Source organism: Rathayibacter sp. AY1A4, from assembly GCF_002930955.1.
Taxonomy (GTDB): domain Bacteria; phylum Actinomycetota; class Actinomycetes; order Actinomycetales; family Microbacteriaceae; genus Rathayibacter.
On record NZ_PSTN01000032.1, the window covers coordinates 12,294 to 27,628 of the forward strand.

The window sequence follows — 15,335 nt, forward strand, 5'->3', positions numbered from 1 at the left end:
TCCCGCCGTCAGGTCGGCGACTTTCTGCCGACGGGTGCCGCGCCACCCAGCCGCACGTTCCCCTCCGGATACGCGTCGTGCGAGAAGCACAGCCGCACCCCCGCCGCCTCCACCCGCTCGAGCATCTCGGACGTCCGCTCGTGCGCCCGCGCATCGTCGCTGATGAACCGCGGCAGTCTCCGCAGGCGCCCGGACCAGCCGAGGAACTCCCGCCCCCACGCCGCGTCCCCGGCCACGAGGACGCGACCCTCGACGAGTGCCCCCAGGTGCCCGCGCGCATGCCCCGGGAGCGGCACCACGAGCAGCGATCCGTCGCCGAACAGGTCGAATCCGGTCAGCCCCTTGATCGTCGTCGCGGGCTGCTCGTCCGCCACGATCCCGGCCGCGAACCACGGCGGCAGCAGTGCGCGGAAGATCCCCTCGCGCACGCGGTTCCGCCGCACGGAGGCGACCTGGCCCGATGACAGCACGAACGTCGCGTCCGGGAACCAGCGCACACCGCCCACGTGGTCCGGGTGCAGGTGCGTGAGCACCACGAACTCCACGTCGGCCGGGGTCAGGCCGAGGGCGAGCAGCCGCTGGTCGACGGTCTCGTCGTCCGGCACCGTCGCGGGCAGGATGCGCTCGTACAGCCGTCCGACGAGGCCCGTTCCGCGGAACGTCGGCGGGTAGCCCGTGTCCACGAGCACCCGCCGGCCGCTCGCGTGCGTGTAGAGGAAGACGTTCGAGGGGAAGACGCGGCGGGGGAGCCCCTTCCCGCGGAACACCCGGGACAGCGGGAAGACGGTGCTCCCGCACGCCATCACCTGCAGCGACGACTCAGCCACGCGTCCTCCTCAGGTGCTCGCCGACCCGGCGGATGCCCTCGGCCAGCGGCACGGTCGGCTCGTAGCCGAGCTCGGTCCGCGCCCGCGAGATGTCGAGGGTCTGGGCGTAGGCGAGGGTCGCCACGGTGTAGCGGGTGAACGGCGGCTCGCGGCCGGGCAGCAGCCGGTAGACCCGCTCCAGGATCTCGGCGAGCGCGGTCAGCACGCGCAGGTCCACTCGGATGAAGCGCGGCTCCTCACCCATCGCGGCGAAGAAGCGCTCGAGGAGGTCGCCGAGCGGAGCGGGCTCGCCGTTGGTGATGTTGTAGACGCCGCCGTCGGCGACGGGAGCGTCGGCGGCGAGCACCAGCGCGTGCGAGGCGTTCTCGACGCAGGTGATGTCGACGGGGTTCCGGCCGCCGTCGAAGAGGGGGATGCCGCGGCGGCGGCTGGCGGCGACGAAGCGGGGGAGGAGGCTGGGGTCGCCGACGCCGATCAGGCCGCGGGGGCGCAGGATCACGAGCTCGGGGATCCGGCCGGCGCGGTGCGCCTCCTGCAGCAGTCGCTCCGCCTCGATCTTGCTGCGGATGTAGAGGCTCATCCGGCTGCCGGTGTCGACCTCCTCCTCCCGCACCAGGTACTGGTGGCGCCGGGCGGAGTAGATGCTCGGCGACGAGACGAAGACGAACCGGCGGATCCCGCAGCGCTCGGCCAGCGCGATCATCGCCTCGGTCCCCGCGACGTTCGCGCGCTCGAACTCGCTCCACGTTCCCCACGGGCTCGACAGAGCGGCGGCGTGCACGAGCACGTCGGCCTCGACGTCCGTCGCGCCCAGCTCGGCGAGGTCGGCGCGGAGGATCGTGGCGCCCTCCTCCTCCAGCCGCGCCAGCGCCTCGGGGGCGCGACCGGTGGCGAGCACGTCGTCGCCCGCGGCCAGGAACTCGCGCACCGCGTAGCCGCCGAGGAAGCCCGTCGCCCCGGTGATCAGCACGCGGCGCCGGCGCTCAGCGGACATCGACGACCTCCAGGCCGCGCTTGCGGCCCCAGTACCAGAGCAGGATCCCCAGGTACCCGAGCGCCTTGCCCTTCCGGATCGACATCAGCACGACCGCCTCCTTGTCGAGCAGCGCCTCGCTCCGCCCGATCACCTGGCAGACCTTGAGGTGCAGCTCCAGGTCCTCGTCGGTGTCGTCGATGCTCGAGCGCGGGAAGCCGTCCACCTGGAGGTACAGCGCGGCGTCGATCGCGAGGTTGCAGCCGGCGGCCATGAACATCCGGTACCGCTGGCCGGGGCGGCGGTAGAAGACGCCCGGCGCGTGCTCCATCAGGCGGATCAGCGCGGTGCCGAGCACGCCGTCGTACCAGCGGTAGACGGCCTCGTCCCGCCGCGGGGACAGGCGGCCGCCGACGAAGCGGGCGCCGCCGCGGAGGTCGGCCTTGAGGCGCGCCACCCAGTCGGCGCTCGGCAGGCAGTCGGCGTCCGTGCGGGCGACGGCCGTCGCGCCCTCGGCGATCGCGTGGCGGAAGCCGGTGTCGGAGGCGGCTCCCGTGCCCTTCTGCGCCTCGTCGATCACGGCGACCTGCCGCTCCGGGCACCGGCGGCGGAACTCCTCGATCACGGCGCGCGAGCCGTCGGTGCTGCCGTTGTCGACGAGCAGGAGGGTGAAGTCCGGATCGGTCTGGCGGGCGAGCGCGTCGAGGGCGCCGCCGAGCAGCTTCTCCTCGTCGAGGAAGGGCACGACCACCCAGAAACTGCGCGTGTCCATCCGTCCCCCGCTCCGGGACCATGGTGTCGGCGGGGGCCCGTGCCGTCAAACCGCGCCGACACGGCACGAAGAAGTGCAGAGGCGCGCTATACAGGGATTCGCTCCGCACGTCCCGGGGCAGGAAGGGGCCCGCGTGCCCGACCTCCTCCCGCTCCGCATCCTCGGCACGGGCGAAGCGCTGCCCGAGCGGATCGTCACGACCGCCGAGGTCGCCGCGCTCTGCGGCCTGCCCGCCGACGAGGCCGAGCGCCGCTCCGGCGTGCGCACCCGTCACTGGGTCACCGACGACGAGGACCCGCTGGAGCTCGGCCTGCTCGCCGCCCGCCGGGCGCTCGCGGCGGCCGGGCTCGACACGGTCGACGTGGTGCTCAACGCCTCGGGCACTCAGCTGCAGGCGATCCCGGACGGAGGCGCGCTGCTCACGGCGGGACTCGGTCTCGACGACGTCTCGGCGTACAGCGTCGGCGCCACCTGCCTGTCGTTCCTCTTCGCTCTGCAGGAGGCGGGGTTCCTCCTCGCCACGGGTCGCGCCGACACCGTGCTCATCGTCTCGACCGACTGCGGCAGCCGCGGCATCGACCCGGGCCAGCCCGAGAGCGCCCTGCTCTTCGGCGACGCGGCCGCCGCCGTCGTGATCGGCCGCGCCGAGACTCCGGGACAGGGCCTGGTCACCACGCACTTCCGCACCCGCCCGAGCGGTGTGCGCCACGCGGAGCTGCGCGGCTTCGGCTCGCGGATCCGCATCGAGGAGGCGCCCGACCGGCTCGCCGACTTCCGCTTCGACATGCAGGGCAAGGCGCTGCTCGTCGACGCGCTGCGGCACTTCCCGGCGTTCCTCGAGGAGGTGCGGCCGGGCCTCTCGAGCGGGCTCCCCGGCATCGACCGGGTGGTCCCGCACCAGACCAGCGCGGCCGGGCTCGAGGGCATGGCCCGCCTCTGGGGTCGCGACCGGATGACGATCACGCTCGGCGAGGTCGGCAACACGATCGGCAGCGCGATCCCGCTGGCCCTGCACCGCTCGCGCGTGCAGCCGGGGGAGTCGGTGCTGCTGGTGGGCACGGGCGCGGGCACGCACTACGGCGCGGTGGTCCTGCAGGCGTGAGAGGCGGCGCCTAGCCGAGGAGCGACAGGGCCGAGAGGCCGAGGAACGGCGCCATCACCACGAGGCAGACCGCGGCGGAGGGCAGGAACCCGTGGAAGGAGTCCCGCCCGCCGACCAGGCGGCAGAGCAGCCCCGTGACCAGCGGCGGGAGCAGGAACAGCAGCAGCCACGGAGCCAGGACTCCCGCACTCGGCGCCGTCCAGTCGGGCTGGTCGTCGCGGTCCAGGGGAGGGAGCCGCACGAGGAGGAACGCGGCCGTGAGGACGATCGCGGGGAGGACCGACAGGCAGGTGAGCGTGATCGCGGTGAACCTCGCCCCGTCGTCCCGGGAGTACCGGCCGCGGTCGGGGTTTGGCGCAGGTCCCCGGTCGGTGTCCTCGTCCCAGCCCGGACTGCTGAATCGGATGCGTCCCATGAGGCGATCCTGCCGTTCCGCTGCGGCCTACGGCGCGAGGGCGACGGAGCCGAGCGACGGGTAGTCGGGCCCCTGGTAGTCCATCACGGTGAGCGTGCGGATCTCCGGCATCGTCGCAGCGCCCGGGATCGGGATCTCCTGGTCGGGACGGTCCGGGTCCAGCGCGGCGATCTCGAAGGAGTAGCCGGCGGTGTCGACCCAGTCGCCGGATTCGTCCTGCTCGAGCGCACCCTCCTTCAGGGACAGCCGGAGGTCGGAGGCGTCGCCGGTCGAGAAGCCGGTGAGGACCGCCCACGTCGATCCGTCCGTCCGGCGCTCGATCCGCACCGAGCCGGTCGTCCCGGTCTGCTGGCTGACGAAGTCTCCCGAGAGGGGGAGCTGCTGCTCGAAAGCGCTGAGCGACGACTCCTCGGAGGAGGGCGCCGCCGACGACGTGGCCGGCGCGGCGTCCGCGGGTGCCGACGGACCGGTGGTCGGCTCACCGCCGGTGCAGCCGGAGAGCAGCAGCGCGCCCGCCAGCGCCGTGACCGCGACCGTGATCCGTGCTCCGCTCATCCCCATGGACCGATCCTGGCACCCGGGCGCCCTGTGCGCGCGCGGTTCTCCAGCGCCGACGGCGCCGCGAGGTCCGCAGCCCCGCCCCGGCGTCCCGTCACTCCCGCCGCTCGACCAGCGCCCGCAGCGCGTCGCGCACCAACCGGGCGCCGGTGACTCCGCCGTAGTGCGCCGAGAACCGCTCGTCGTCGACGTACATCTCGCCGAGCCCGAGCAGGTACTCGTCGCTCGGGCCGCCGGTCGCGTCGCGGGGCGTGCCCGGCACCTCGGCGAGCCAGGCGCGGTGCCGCTCGGCGAGCCCGAGCGCCTCCTCCCCGGTCGGATCCGCCCCGCTCGCCGCCGTGGCGGTCCATGCGTCGGCGAGATCCGCCTGCCGCCGGTGCCACTGCTCCCGCTCCTCCGCGCCCATCGAGCGCCACCAGCGGTCGCCGTCGGCGTACGCCGGGGCGCCCCAGCGTCGCTCCACCTCCTCGCGGTGCTCCGCGTGGTCGAACCCGTCGAACATCTCCTCGGCCATCGGCCCGTTCCCTTCTCTCATCGTGGTGATCGTCGCGGTGACCGCCCGGATGCGGCGGTCGAGCCGTCGGCGCTCCTCCTGGAGCACGTCGAGGTGCCGCTCGAGAGCGGCCACCGGCTCCGCGTCGCGCCGCAGAATCCGCCCGATCTCGGGCAGTCCGAGACCGAGGTCGCGCAGCAGCAGGATCCGCTGCAGCATCACGAGCGCGGCGGCGTCGTAGTAGCGGTAGCCGTTCGCGCCCACCCGGCTCGGCGGGAGCAGTCCCTCGGCCCCGTAGTGCCGCAGCGTCCGGCTGGTCGTGCCGGCCAGCCGCGCCACCTCGTGCACGGACCACTCCTGCTCCACAGTGCCCTCCGTCTCCGCGTCGCCGGTGACTCCGGCGGCGATGGAAGCGACGGTACGGGTTGACGCAGCGTCAACGTCAAGCGGCGGGGACGGATCCGCTAGCGGGCGCCGATCCTGCGCGTTCCCACCCGGAGGACGAGCTCGGTCACCGGCACCGCGGCGATCGAGCAGCAGGCCGCGGGCACCACGGTCAGCAGCGCGACGACAGCGTCCGTCCCGTCGCCCGCATCGGTCCACGCCGCGATCGAGACCACGAGCCAGGCGATCGCGAGGATGCAGACCGTAGAAGCGGTCCAGAGGACCGGCCAGGGCGCGCGACCCCGTCCCGCGGAGTAGGGGAGCCCGCCGACAGCCGCCGTCACGGCGGTCGCCAGAAGCGCTCGGGCCAGCGGGAGGAGCAGCTCGCCGGGGTCCCGGCCGGTGTCGAGGGAGGACAGGGCGAACAGGACCGAGGTCGTCGCGAGCGAGAGGACCCCGGCGACGGCGACGAGCGTCAGCAGGGTCCGGATCAGGAGCCTCACCGGTCGCCCCGGGCGAGGAACGCGCCGCGCTCCTCCAGCAGCCGCCGCAGGTGCCGGTCGAGCACCAGCCGCTCCGCGATCCGCCCGAGGACGCCGAGCGGGGCGGAGTACTCGAGCCGGTCGATCATCACGGAGCCGGAGCCGTCGGGCTCGAAGCGGTGCTCGTGGCAGAACGTCGCGAAGGGCCCGCGGGTCTGCTCGTCGACGAAGGAGTGCGGGGCGTCGAGCGCGGTGACGGTGCTGGTCAGCCGGAGCGGGACGCCGAAGTGCCGGGCGCTCCAGGTCACGTGCTCGCCGAGCCCGATCAGCCCGGTGGTCGTCCCGGACACCGCGCGCTCGCGAGCGCCGGCCTGCGAGGCGGTGTGCAGGTCGATGTCGCGCGCCCGGTCGAACATCTCGGCGGCCGGGCGGGCGGAGCGGGTCACGACCTGGAGGAGCACGGTGTCGATCCTGCCCGCCGCGCCCGCAGCCGGCCGCGGACGCGCCGGTCCGCCCGCCTCACCAGCTCGTCACCACGGTCCGCGTGATCACCCATCCCTCGTCGCGGCGGACGAGGCGGCTCGTCAGCTGGAGCCGCCACGTCGCGTGCAGGCGGCCGATGGTCGCCTCGGTGATGGTGCGGGAGGTGAGCACCGGGTGCGCGGCGCCGCCCGAGAGGGCGCTCTCGACGTGGTCGATCTCGTGGTACTCCTTGCGCGCCTCGTCGATGTCGGCGAGCCACTCCTCCCGCGACTGCACCAGGCCGGTCGGATGCTCGATCACGAAGCGCTCGTCGAGCAGCGCCTCGAGCGCGGGCAGGTCCACCAGCTCCAGTGCGTCGAAGAGGGCGGCGTGCACCGCGGTCGGGCCGTCGTCCTCCAGCTCGTCGCCCCTGCCGGCGGTCCCGTCGCCGCTCATGCCGGCGGTCCCGTCGTCGCGCGGCGGACGAGCTGCGTCGGCAGCTGCACGTGCAGCGAGCGCGGCTCGCGCCCGGCCATCAGGGCGATCAGCATCTCGGCGGCGGTCGCTCCGAGCGTCTGCATCGGCTGGCGGACGGTGGTCAGCGGCGGATCGAAGCGCGCGGCCTCGGGCACGTCGTCGAAGCCGATCACCGACAGGTCGTGGGGTACGGCGAGGCCCAGGTGCGCGGCGGTCTCGATGATCGCCAGCGCCGAGACGTCGTTGGCGGCGAAGACCGCGGTCGGCCGGTCGGGCAGCGACAGGAGCGAGGAGGCGGGCCGCCGGGCGGTGTCGCGGTGGTAGTTGCCCACCCGCAGCAGGCGCTCGTCGAAGGCGATGCCGGCCTCCGCCAGCGCCGCCCGGTAGCCGGCCTCGCGCAGCCGCGCCGAGCGCAGGTCGCCGCGGCCCGCGACGAAGCCGATGCGGCGGTGCCCGAGGGCGACGAGGTGGCGGGTGGCGAGCAGGGCGCCGCCGAAGTTGTCGGACTCGACGGTGGGCAGGTCGGCGCGGCCGGTATGCGGGTCCACAGCGACGAGCGGGATGTCGGAGGGGGCGCTCACCACGCTCGGCGTCACCATGATCGCCCCGTCGATGAGGGTGCCGCTGAGCCGGCTGAGTGAGCGCCGCTCCCAGCCCTCCTGCTCGCCCTCGTGGGAGCCGGAGTAGGCGAGCAGGTCGAACCGCGACTCCGCCAGCACCGACCCCACGCCCTTCAGGATCTCGGCGCTGAACGGCTCGAACCCCGCGACGAGCACGCCGATCACACCCGTGCGCCGGGAGCGCATGCTGCTCGCGACGAGGCTCGACTCGTAGCCGAGCTCGCGCACGACCTCGAGCACGCGGGTGGCGGTGGACGGGGCGATGCCGTAGCGGCCGTTCACGGCCTTGGACACCGTCGCCACCGAGACGCCGGCGGCAGCGGCGACGTCGTGGATGGTCGGTCGGGTGGTCATGTGGCCGACTGTAACCCGTGCTTCGAAAACCATTTCGAAAACGTTTGACCACTTTCGCAAGCACTGCGGACACTGACTCCACCCGCGAAGGCGGGAACCCCCACGGCGCCGGTGCACCAGGCGGCGCCCTCGATGAAGAGAACGGTTGGACGATGAAGTTCAGGAAGATCGCAGTGGCGACAGCAGCCCTGCTCGGCACGGTCGCGGCCCTCACCGGCTGCTCGGCTCAGGACTCGGGATCGAGCGACGGCACCGTCGCGATGACCCTCTGGCAGAACTCGACCACGGGCCCCGGCCAGGAGTTCTGGGACAAGACGATCGCGGACTTCGAGGCCGCGAACCCCGGAGTGACCATCGAGTCGCAGGCCATCCAGAACGAGGATCTCGACGGCAAGCTCCAGACGGCGCTCAACTCGGGCGACGCCCCCGACGTCTTCCTCCAGCGCGGAGGCGGCAAGCTCGCCGCCATGGTCGCGGGCGGACAGCTGAAGGACCTCACCGGCGGCATCTCGGACCAGGCGCGCAGCGAGATCCCCGAGGGCTCGTTCTCGGCGAACACGCTCGACGACAAGGTCTGGGCGATGCCGGTCGCCGTCCTCCCGGGCGGCCTGTTCTACAGCCAGGACCTCTTCACGGCGGCGGGCGTCACCGAGACGCCGAAGACCATCGACGAGCTCGACTCCGCGATCACCAAGATCAAGGGCAGCGGAGCCCAGGCCGTCGCGCTCGGCGCGAAGGACGCCTGGCCCGCCGCGCACTGGTACTACTTCTTCGCGCTCCGCGAGTGCAGCGCCGACACCATGGCTGAGGCGGCCGACACCAAGGACTTCTCGGACGACTGCTGGGTCCGCGCGGGCGAGGACCTGCAGGACTTCGCGGCCACCGAGCCGTTCAACGAGGGCTTCCTCACGACCGCCGCCCAGCAGGGCGCGGGCAGCTCGGCCGGACTCCTCGCCAACCACCAGGCGTCGATGGAGCTCATGGGCGCGTGGGACCCGGGCGTGATCGCCTCTCTCACCCCCGACGAGAAGCCGCTGCCCGACCTGGGCTGGTTCCCCTTCCCCGAGATCGACGGCGGCGACGGCGAGGCCGGCGCGATCATGGGCGGCGTCGACGGCTACTCCTGCTCCGCGGGCGCTCCCGACGAGTGCGTCGACTTCCTCAACTACCTGGCCACCTCCGACGTGCAGAAGGAGTACTACGCGGCCTTCAACGCGCCCCCGGTGAACACCGTGGCGCAGGAGGCGGTCACCGAGCCGTACCTGCAGCAGATCCTCGAGGCCTACAACTCGGCCCCGTACGTCTCGCAGTGGCTCGACACCGTCTACGGCCTCAACGTCGGCAACGCGCTGAACGTCGGAGTCGTCGACCTGCTGGCCGGAAAGAGCGACCCCGAGCAGCTGGTCGAGGCCGTCAACGCCGCCGCGGCGAAGGCCTAGCCACCATGGCACTCCGCGAGAGCCCGCTCCTCGGAGTGGATGAGCCCCGCGGGACCGCGCGCACCGGAGGCGTCACCTCGACGCCTCCGGTGCGCCGGCGCCGCCGCAGCGTGGGCTGGGCGGGGCGCTTCGAGATCGCGCTCCTGGTCGGCCCGGCGCTGATCGTCTTCCTCGCCTTCGTGATCTTCCCGGTCGTGATGGCGGCCTACTACGGCTTCTTCAGCTGGCAGGGCTACGGAGTGCCGACGGACTTCGTCGGCTTCCGCAACTACCTGACGATCCTGCAGGACCCCACCTTCCACGACGCCCTCGCGCACAACGGCATCATCGTGGTGCTCTCGCTCGTGCTCCAGGGGCCGGTCGCGATCCTCCTGGCGCTGCTGCTGAACCGCAAGCTGCGCGGGCAGTCGATCATCCGCGTCCTGATCTTCGTGCCGTACGTGATCTCGGAGGTCGTCGTCGGCACCGGCTGGAGCCTGATGCTCCAGACCAGCGGCGCGGTCAACGGCCTGCTCGAGAAGGTCGGCCTCGGCGCGCTGAAGCAGGACTGGCTCTCGGATCCGGCGATCGCGATCTGGACGCTGATGCTGATCATCACGTGGAAGTACATCGGCTTCGCCGTGATCCTCTTCCTCGCGGGTCTGCAGGGCATCCCCGAGGAGCTGTCCGAGGCCGCGGCCATCGACGGCGCCTCCTACTGGCAGGTGCAGCGGCGGATCACCCTGCCCCTGCTCGCGCCGACCCTGCGGATCTGGGCGTTCCTGTCGATCATCGGCGCACTGCAGCTGTTCGACCTCGTCTACATCATCTGGGGCCAGTACGTGTCCTCGACCGCGGGCACCTCGACCATGGCGATCTACCTGGTCACCAACGGCCGCAACGCCGGCAACTACGGGTACGGGAACGCCGTCGCGGTGGTCCTGTTCCTGATCTCGCTCGTGGTGGCGCTGCTCTACCAGCGCTTCGTGCTCCGGCGCGACACGGCGGGCGCACTGACGGGAGACAAGCGATGACCGGCACGACGATGACGGCCCCGCCGATCACTCCGGAGACCCCTCGGCCTCTCGCGGTGAAGCGGCGTCGTCAGCCCCTGGGCCGCGGCACGACGATCGCCTACGTCGTGGCGATCGTCGTGATCGCGCTGATGCTCGCCCCGGTGGCCTACATCATCCTCGGCGGCTTCCGCACGAACGCGCAGATCACCACCGACCCGGCGGGCCTGCCCTCGCCGTGGAACGTGCAGAACTACCTCGACGTGATCACCGGCGGCGTCTTCTGGCAGGAGGTCGGCAACTCCACCATCGCCGGCCTCGCGACGACGCTCGGCGTGGTCGTGCTCGGCCTGATGGCGAGCTACGTCCTGGCCCGCTACGACTTCACCGGCCGGGGCGTGTTCTACGCGCTCTTCGCCGCCGGCCTGATGTTCCCGATGACCGTGGCGATCACTCCTCTGTACCTGGTGATCAAGAGCCTCGGCCTGATGAACTCGCTCGCCGGAGTGGTGCTGCCGCAGATCGCGTTCGGCCTGCCGACCACGATCATCATCCTGGTGCCGTTCCTCCGCGCGATCCCGGACGAGATCCAGGAGGCGGCCTTCATCGACGGCTGCAGCCGGATCGGCTTCTTCTTCCGGATGGTCGTGCGCCTGGCGATGCCCGGCGTGATCACCACGGGGATCCTCGCGTTCATCGCGAGCTGGAACAGCTACCTGCTGCCCCTGTTCATCCTCAACAACGAGTCCATCTTCACCCTCCCGCTCGGAGTGCAGGCGTTCTCGTCGCAGTACTCGGTCGACACGGCGAAGGTGCTGGCCTTCGTGTCGCTGTCGATGATCCCGGCGCTGATCTTCTTCAGCGTCTTCGAGCGCCGCATCGTCGGCGGGCTGACGGGGGCGGTGAAGGGATGAGCGGATCGCTCCGCCCGTCCGCCGCGTCCCCCGTCCCGTCCGCACCCGTCGCCCCACCCGCAGAGAGGGTCGCACCGTGACCGCACCGCACGCACCAGAGGACCCACAGGCTCCGTCCGCCCGCACCACCGAGCTGCTGGGCCGGATGACGCTGGAGGAGAAGCTCTCCCAGCTGGTCGGCTACTGGGTCGACCAGGGCGGCGAGGTCGTCGCCCCGCTCGCCGGCGAGATGGCCACCTCGACCGGGTACGCCGAGGCGACCCGCGAGGGGATCGGCCAGCTGACCCGCGTCTACGGCACGCGCCCCGTCGATCCGCTCGAGCGCGCTCAGTGGCTGTGGGCGGAGCAGCGCCGGCTCGTCGAGGAGACGCGGCTGGGCATCCCGGCGATCGTCCACGAGGAGTGCCTGACCGGGCTCGCCGCCTGGCAGGCCGCGACGTTCCCGACTCCGCTCGCCTGGGGAGCCTCGTTCGACCCGGAGCTCGTGGCCGAGCTCGGCGCCGTGATCGGCGGCTCGATGCGCGAGCTCGGGATCCACCAGGGCCTGGCGCCCGTGCTCGACGTGATCCGCGACCCCCGCTGGGGCCGGGTCGACGAGTGCATCGCCGAGGACCCGTACGTGGTCGGCACGATCGGCACCGCGTACGTGCAGGGGCTGCAGTCCACCGGCGTCGACGCGACGCTGAAGCACTTCATCGGCTACTCCGCTTCCCGCGGCGGCCGCAACCACGCGCCGGTGCACGCCGGACCGCGTGAGATCGCGGACGTGCTGCTGCCGCCGTTCGAGATGGCGATCCGCGACGGGGGCGCCCGCTCGGTGATGAACTCCTACGCCGAGATCGACGGGGACCCGGTCGGAGCGACGCCCGCCTACCTCACGGGCGTGCTGCGCGAGCGCTGGGGCTTCGACGGCGTGGTCGTCGCCGACTACTTCTCGGTCGCGTTCCTCCACCTCATGCACGCGGTCGCCGCCGATCTGGGCGAGGCGGCCGAGCTGGCGCTCGCCGCGGGGATCGACGTGGAGCTGCCCACGGGCGACGCGTTCCTCGCTCCGCTGGCCGCGCGCATCCGGGCCGGGGAGGCCGACGAGGCGCTCGTCGACCGGGCCGTGCTGCGGGTGCTCGCGCAGAAGGAGCGGCTCGGCCTGCTCGACGCGCGCTTCGACGACGCCCCCGAGTCGATCGACCTCGACTCGCCGGCCCACCGCGACATCGCCCGCCGCCTGGCCGAGGAGTCGGTGGTTCTGCTCGCGAACGACGGCGTCCTGCCGCTCGCTGCGCCGCGCCGCCTCGCGCTGATCGGCCCCAACGCCGACAGCGCGCCCGCGCTCATGGGCTGCTACTCCTTCGCCAACCACGTGCTGGCGCACCACCCGGGCGTGCCGCTGGGCTTCGAGATCCCGACGGTCGCGGACGCGCTGGCCGACGAGTTCGGCTCGGCCGAGCTGCTGCTCGCCGAGGGCTGCTCGGTCGAGGGGGACGACGACTCCGGGATCGCCGAGGCGGTCCGGGCGGCCGCCGACTCCGATGTGGCGATCGTGGTCGTCGGCGACCGGGCGGGCCTGTTCGGCCGCGGCACGGTCGGCGAGGGCAACGACGTCGAGAGCCTCGAGCTCCCGGGCCGCCAGCGCGAGCTGGTCGAGGCCGTCGTGGCGACGGGGACCCCGGTCGTGCTCGTGCTGCTGACCGGCCGCCCCTACGCCGTGGGCTGGGCGCTCGACGGGCCGTCGGCTCCCGCCGCCGTGCTGCAGGCGTTCTTCCCGGGGGAGGAGGGCGCCGGCGCGATCGCGGGCGTCGTCTCGGGACGGGTCGACCCCTCCGGCCACCTGCCGGTCTCGCTGCCGCGCTCCGCCGGAGCGCAGCCGTTCTCGTACCTGCACCCGATCCTCGGCGGGCCGTCGGACGTGACCTCCGCCGACAGCACGCCGGTGCGCCCGTTCGGCCACGGGCTCTCGTACACGACCTTCGCCCGGACGGAGCTGGCGGTCGAGGAGTCCGCCGCGACGGACGGCTCCTTCACGGCGACCGTGCGCGTCCGCAACACGGGCGAGCGGGCGGGCACCGACCTGGTGCAGATGTACGCCCGTGACGTGTTCGCGAGCGTGACCCGGCCGGTGGCGCAGCTGCTCGGCTACGCGCGGGTCGCGCTCGAGCCCGGCGAGGAGGCGGAGGTCCGCTTCGAGGTCCCGGCCGCGCGCCTGGCCTTCACCGGACGCGAGGGCGTGCGGATCGTCGAGCCCGGCCGCGTCGAGCTGTGGGTGGGCCCGGACTGCGCGACGCGCGAGACGGAGGCGGCGCTCGAGCTGGTCGGCCCGGCCGCCGCTGTCGACGCCTCCTCGCAGCGCCTCGTCGGCACCCGGGTCCAGCGGGCGGGAGCGGGCGTCCCGGCCTGACCCCGTCCAAACCGCAGGAGGGGTCGCTCGCGCGGCCCGTGGATCCGCGGATCCCGGTGCTCGCGGGGCGCTCCTTGCTGCGATCTGAGCACGGCGCGGCTCCGGCGCCGCTCTGGCGCGACTCGGACGGGCGCGGCAGGCTGGGGGGATGAGCGACGACGCGAAGCAGACCCTCCTCCGCTACCTGCAGGAGGGGCGCGACGCCCTGCTGCAGAAGCTCGACGGGCTCGACGAGTACGACGTGCGGCGGCCGCTGGTGGCGACGGGCACGAACCTGCTCGGCCTGGTGAAGCACGTGGCGGGCACCGAGGCGGGCTACCTCGGCGCCGTGTTCGGGCGGCCGTTCCCGGAGCCGATGCCGTGGATGGAGGACGAGTCGGAGCCGAACTCGGACATGTGGGCGACGGCCGACGAGTCGACGGCCGACGTCGTCGCGCTGTACCGCCGCGTGTGGGCCCACTCCGACGCGACGGTCGCGGCCCTCCCGCTCGACGCTCCCGGGCAGGTCCCCTGGTGGACGAACCGCGACGTGACGCTGCACCGGATCCTCGTCCACATCACCGCGGAGACGCACCGGCACGCCGGCCACGCCGACATCGTCCGCGAGCTGATCGACGGGCGGGTCGGACTCCGGACGCCCGGCGACAACCTCCCGCCGGTGCCGGAGGAGTGGTGGCCGGAGTACCGGGAGCGCCTCGAGTCGCTGGCGCGCGCCGTCCGCGACCGGGGCTGACGTGCCGGCGTCCGTCGGCACCGCGGTCACGCCGGCCCGCGCGGCGCGGCTGCTCGACGAGCTCGATCCCGCGACGGAGGCGGCGCTCGACGCGGCCCTGGGCGGTCGCGGTCGCGGCCGGGCCGCCCTGCAGCGGCGCCGCGACGGCGCGTCGCCGCAGGAGCGGAGGCAGCGGGCCGCGCTCGAGCGCCGGGCGTTCAGCGCGGAGGCGGACCCCGCGGCGCTCGAGGAGCTGGCACGGCTGCGCGCGCAGCTCCGCGAGCGGGAGGAGGCGCTCGACGCCGCGGTCGCGGGACTGGCCGCGTCCGTCGGACCCGCAGCGGCCCAGGGCCGGATCGGCCGCGGGACGGCGAGCGGCCGGGGCGGTGGGGACGAGCGCAGCGACACCACCGGAGGCGCCGACGCCGACTCCCGCGCCTCCGCCACGCCCCGCCCGCGCCGCCGCCTCGGGGTGATCGCCGCCCTCGTCGCCGTGCTCGGGCTCGCCGCCCTCGGCACGGCCGCCTCCGTCGCGCTGGCCCCTCGCCCGTCGCTGGAGGTCTTCACCGAGCCCTGGGCCGTCCCCGACGACGTCGCCACGCGCCCGCTGTCGACCCTCGCGAGCCTCCGCGTCTTCCACTGGGGGCCGACGCGCTACCTGGGCAGCATCGCCGGAGTCGACTACTTCGCCACCCTCAGCCTCGACTCCTTCTCGGCCGCGGAGCTCGCCGACGAGTCCGTCTGCCTCTACGGGCTCGCGCGCTCCGACGGCGACGTCGTCGTCACGGACTGCGCGGCGACCGCGGACTTCGTCGCGAGCGGCATGACCCTCTCGCCCGACGACTACCAGGGCGACGCCGGCGGCACCGGAGTCGCCTGGGGTCCGACCGGAGGGATCCGCTCGGCCGGCTGAGGCGGCTGGCCCGACTCCACCGGGCCCCCCGCCGTCCCCGATCAGCCCCCAGGC

17 protein-coding genes are annotated in these 15,335 nt (G+C 73.4%); 7 read left to right on the top strand and 10 right to left on the bottom strand.

The genetic code is table 11. The features are described from left to right. Positions 1 to 8: 8 nt before the first annotated feature. From C5B92_RS15050 to C5B92_RS15060, 3 genes are read right to left on the bottom strand one after another with little or no spacing between them, the layout of a single operon-like run. Positions 9 to 827 (bottom strand): MBL fold metallo-hydrolase, encoded by an 819-nt coding sequence (locus C5B92_RS15050; protein ID WP_104350547.1) that lies wholly within the window; start codon positions 825 to 827, stop codon positions 9 to 11. Further along, the gene (locus tag C5B92_RS15055) at positions 820 to 1,821 is read right to left on the bottom strand and encodes an NAD(P)-dependent oxidoreductase (protein ID WP_104350548.1); all 1,002 of its coding nucleotides are present in this window, start codon (positions 1,819 to 1,821) and stop codon (positions 820 to 822) included. The genes C5B92_RS15050 and C5B92_RS15055 overlap by 8 nt, the downstream gene beginning before the upstream one ends. Next, positions 1,811 to 2,572 (bottom strand): glycosyltransferase, encoded by a 762-nt coding sequence (locus tag C5B92_RS15060; protein WP_104350549.1) that lies wholly within the window; start codon positions 2,570 to 2,572, stop codon positions 1,811 to 1,813. Before C5B92_RS15060 ends, C5B92_RS15055 begins: the two co-directional genes overlap by 11 nt. Positions 2,573 to 2,705: 133 nt before the next feature. Here C5B92_RS15060 and C5B92_RS15065 point away from each other — a divergent pair, with 133 nt between their 5' ends. Beyond that, entirely contained in the window at positions 2,706 to 3,674 is a 969-nt protein-coding gene (locus tag C5B92_RS15065; RefSeq protein WP_104347881.1) for a 3-oxoacyl-ACP synthase III family protein, read from the top strand. A gap of 10 nt (positions 3,675 to 3,684) precedes the next feature. Here the strand turns inward: C5B92_RS15065 and C5B92_RS15070 are convergent, their stop codons facing one another. The 7 genes from C5B92_RS15070 to C5B92_RS15100 all read right to left on the bottom strand — a co-directional run bounded on the left by C5B92_RS15070 (position 3,685) and on the right by C5B92_RS15100 (position 7,919). After that, on the bottom strand, positions 3,685 to 4,089 hold the full coding sequence (locus C5B92_RS15070; RefSeq protein ID WP_104255788.1) for a hypothetical protein: 405 nt from the start codon (positions 4,087 to 4,089) through the stop codon (positions 3,685 to 3,687). 27 nt (positions 4,090 to 4,116) lie between these two features. Then, complete coding sequence (locus C5B92_RS15075) at positions 4,117 to 4,644, bottom strand: hypothetical protein (RefSeq protein WP_146079349.1); 528 nt, start codon at positions 4,642 to 4,644, stop codon at positions 4,117 to 4,119. 97 nt (positions 4,645 to 4,741) lie between these two features. Then, positions 4,742 to 5,506, bottom strand: a complete 765-nt coding sequence (locus C5B92_RS15080; protein ID WP_104350550.1) for a TipAS antibiotic-recognition domain-containing protein — start codon at positions 5,504 to 5,506, stop codon at positions 4,742 to 4,744. Positions 5,507 to 5,604: 98 nt separating this feature from the next. Further along, entirely contained in the window at positions 5,605 to 6,027 is a 423-nt protein-coding gene (locus tag C5B92_RS15085; protein ID WP_104350551.1) for a hypothetical protein, read from the bottom strand. Continuing rightward, positions 6,024 to 6,467 carry an SRPBCC family protein gene (locus C5B92_RS15090; protein WP_258061550.1) on the bottom strand — a complete coding sequence of 148 codons (444 nt, stop codon included), beginning with the start codon at positions 6,465 to 6,467 and terminating at the stop codon, positions 6,024 to 6,026. Before C5B92_RS15090 ends, C5B92_RS15085 begins: the two co-directional genes overlap by 4 nt. 58 nt (positions 6,468 to 6,525) lie before the next feature. Further along, positions 6,526 to 6,924 (bottom strand): nuclear transport factor 2 family protein, encoded by a 399-nt coding sequence (locus C5B92_RS15095; protein WP_104234103.1) that lies wholly within the window; start codon positions 6,922 to 6,924, stop codon positions 6,526 to 6,528. Continuing rightward, positions 6,921 to 7,919, bottom strand: a complete 999-nt coding sequence (locus C5B92_RS15100; protein WP_104224902.1) for a LacI family DNA-binding transcriptional regulator — start codon at positions 7,917 to 7,919, stop codon at positions 6,921 to 6,923. Before C5B92_RS15100 ends, C5B92_RS15095 begins: the two co-directional genes overlap by 4 nt. 152 nt (positions 7,920 to 8,071) lie before the next feature. On the opposite strand from C5B92_RS15100, the gene C5B92_RS15105 reads away from it, so the two are divergent. The 6 genes from C5B92_RS15105 to C5B92_RS17420 all read left to right on the top strand — a co-directional run bounded on the left by C5B92_RS15105 (position 8,072) and on the right by C5B92_RS17420 (position 15,281). After that, on the top strand, positions 8,072 to 9,358 hold the full coding sequence (locus C5B92_RS15105) for an ABC transporter substrate-binding protein (protein ID WP_104350552.1): 1,287 nt from the start codon (positions 8,072 to 8,074) through the stop codon (positions 9,356 to 9,358). Positions 9,359 to 9,363: 5 nt separating this feature from the next. Further along, on the top strand, positions 9,364 to 10,371 hold the full coding sequence (locus C5B92_RS15110) for a carbohydrate ABC transporter permease (protein ID WP_104226347.1): 1,008 nt from the start codon (positions 9,364 to 9,366) through the stop codon (positions 10,369 to 10,371). Beyond that, positions 10,368 to 11,264, top strand: coding sequence for a carbohydrate ABC transporter permease (locus tag C5B92_RS15115; protein ID WP_104350553.1), 897 nt, complete (start codon positions 10,368 to 10,370; stop codon positions 11,262 to 11,264). The genes C5B92_RS15110 and C5B92_RS15115 overlap by 4 nt, the downstream gene beginning before the upstream one ends. A 145-nt stretch (positions 11,265 to 11,409) precedes the next feature. Then, positions 11,410 to 13,656, top strand: coding sequence for a glycoside hydrolase family 3 N-terminal domain-containing protein (locus C5B92_RS15120; protein ID WP_104350554.1), 2,247 nt, complete (start codon positions 11,410 to 11,412; stop codon positions 13,654 to 13,656). Positions 13,657 to 13,804: 148 nt separating this feature from the next. Next, on the top strand, positions 13,805 to 14,389 hold the full coding sequence (locus tag C5B92_RS15125) for a DinB family protein (protein WP_104239177.1): 585 nt from the start codon (positions 13,805 to 13,807) through the stop codon (positions 14,387 to 14,389). Position 14,390: 1 nt separating this feature from the next. Next, on the top strand, positions 14,391 to 15,281 hold the full coding sequence (locus C5B92_RS17420; RefSeq protein WP_181028847.1) for a hypothetical protein: 891 nt from the start codon (positions 14,391 to 14,393) through the stop codon (positions 15,279 to 15,281). Positions 15,282 to 15,335: the final 54 nt, after the last annotated feature.

Coding starts and splice junctions, on each gene's coding strand:
- C5B92_RS15110 (WP_104226347.1), top strand. CDS start 9,364: ATGGCACTCCGCGAGAGCCCGCTCCTCGGAGTGGATGAGCCCCGCGGG.
- C5B92_RS15105 (WP_104350552.1), top strand. CDS start 8,072: ATGAAGTTCAGGAAGATCGCAGTGGCGACAGCAGCCCTGCTCGGCACG.
- C5B92_RS15100 (WP_104224902.1), bottom strand. CDS start 7,919: ATGACCACCCGACCGACCATCCACGACGTCGCCGCTGCCGCCGGCGTC.
- C5B92_RS15120 (WP_104350554.1), top strand. CDS start 11,410: ATGACGCTGGAGGAGAAGCTCTCCCAGCTGGTCGGCTACTGGGTCGAC.
- C5B92_RS15055 (WP_104350548.1), bottom strand. CDS start 1,821: ATGTCCGCTGAGCGCCGGCGCCGCGTGCTGATCACCGGGGCGACGGGC.
- C5B92_RS15060 (WP_104350549.1), bottom strand. CDS start 2,572: ATGGACACGCGCAGTTTCTGGGTGGTCGTGCCCTTCCTCGACGAGGAG.
- C5B92_RS15070 (WP_104255788.1), bottom strand. CDS start 4,089: ATGGGACGCATCCGATTCAGCAGTCCGGGCTGGGACGAGGACACCGAC.
- C5B92_RS15095 (WP_104234103.1), bottom strand. CDS start 6,924: ATGAGCGGCGACGGGACCGCCGGCAGGGGCGACGAGCTGGAGGACGAC.
- C5B92_RS15075 (WP_146079349.1), bottom strand. CDS start 4,644: ATGAGCGGAGCACGGATCACGGTCGCGGTCACGGCGCTGGCGGGCGCG.
- C5B92_RS15125 (WP_104239177.1), top strand. CDS start 13,805: ATGAGCGACGACGCGAAGCAGACCCTCCTCCGCTACCTGCAGGAGGGG.
- C5B92_RS15115 (WP_104350553.1), top strand. CDS start 10,368: ATGACCGGCACGACGATGACGGCCCCGCCGATCACTCCGGAGACCCCT.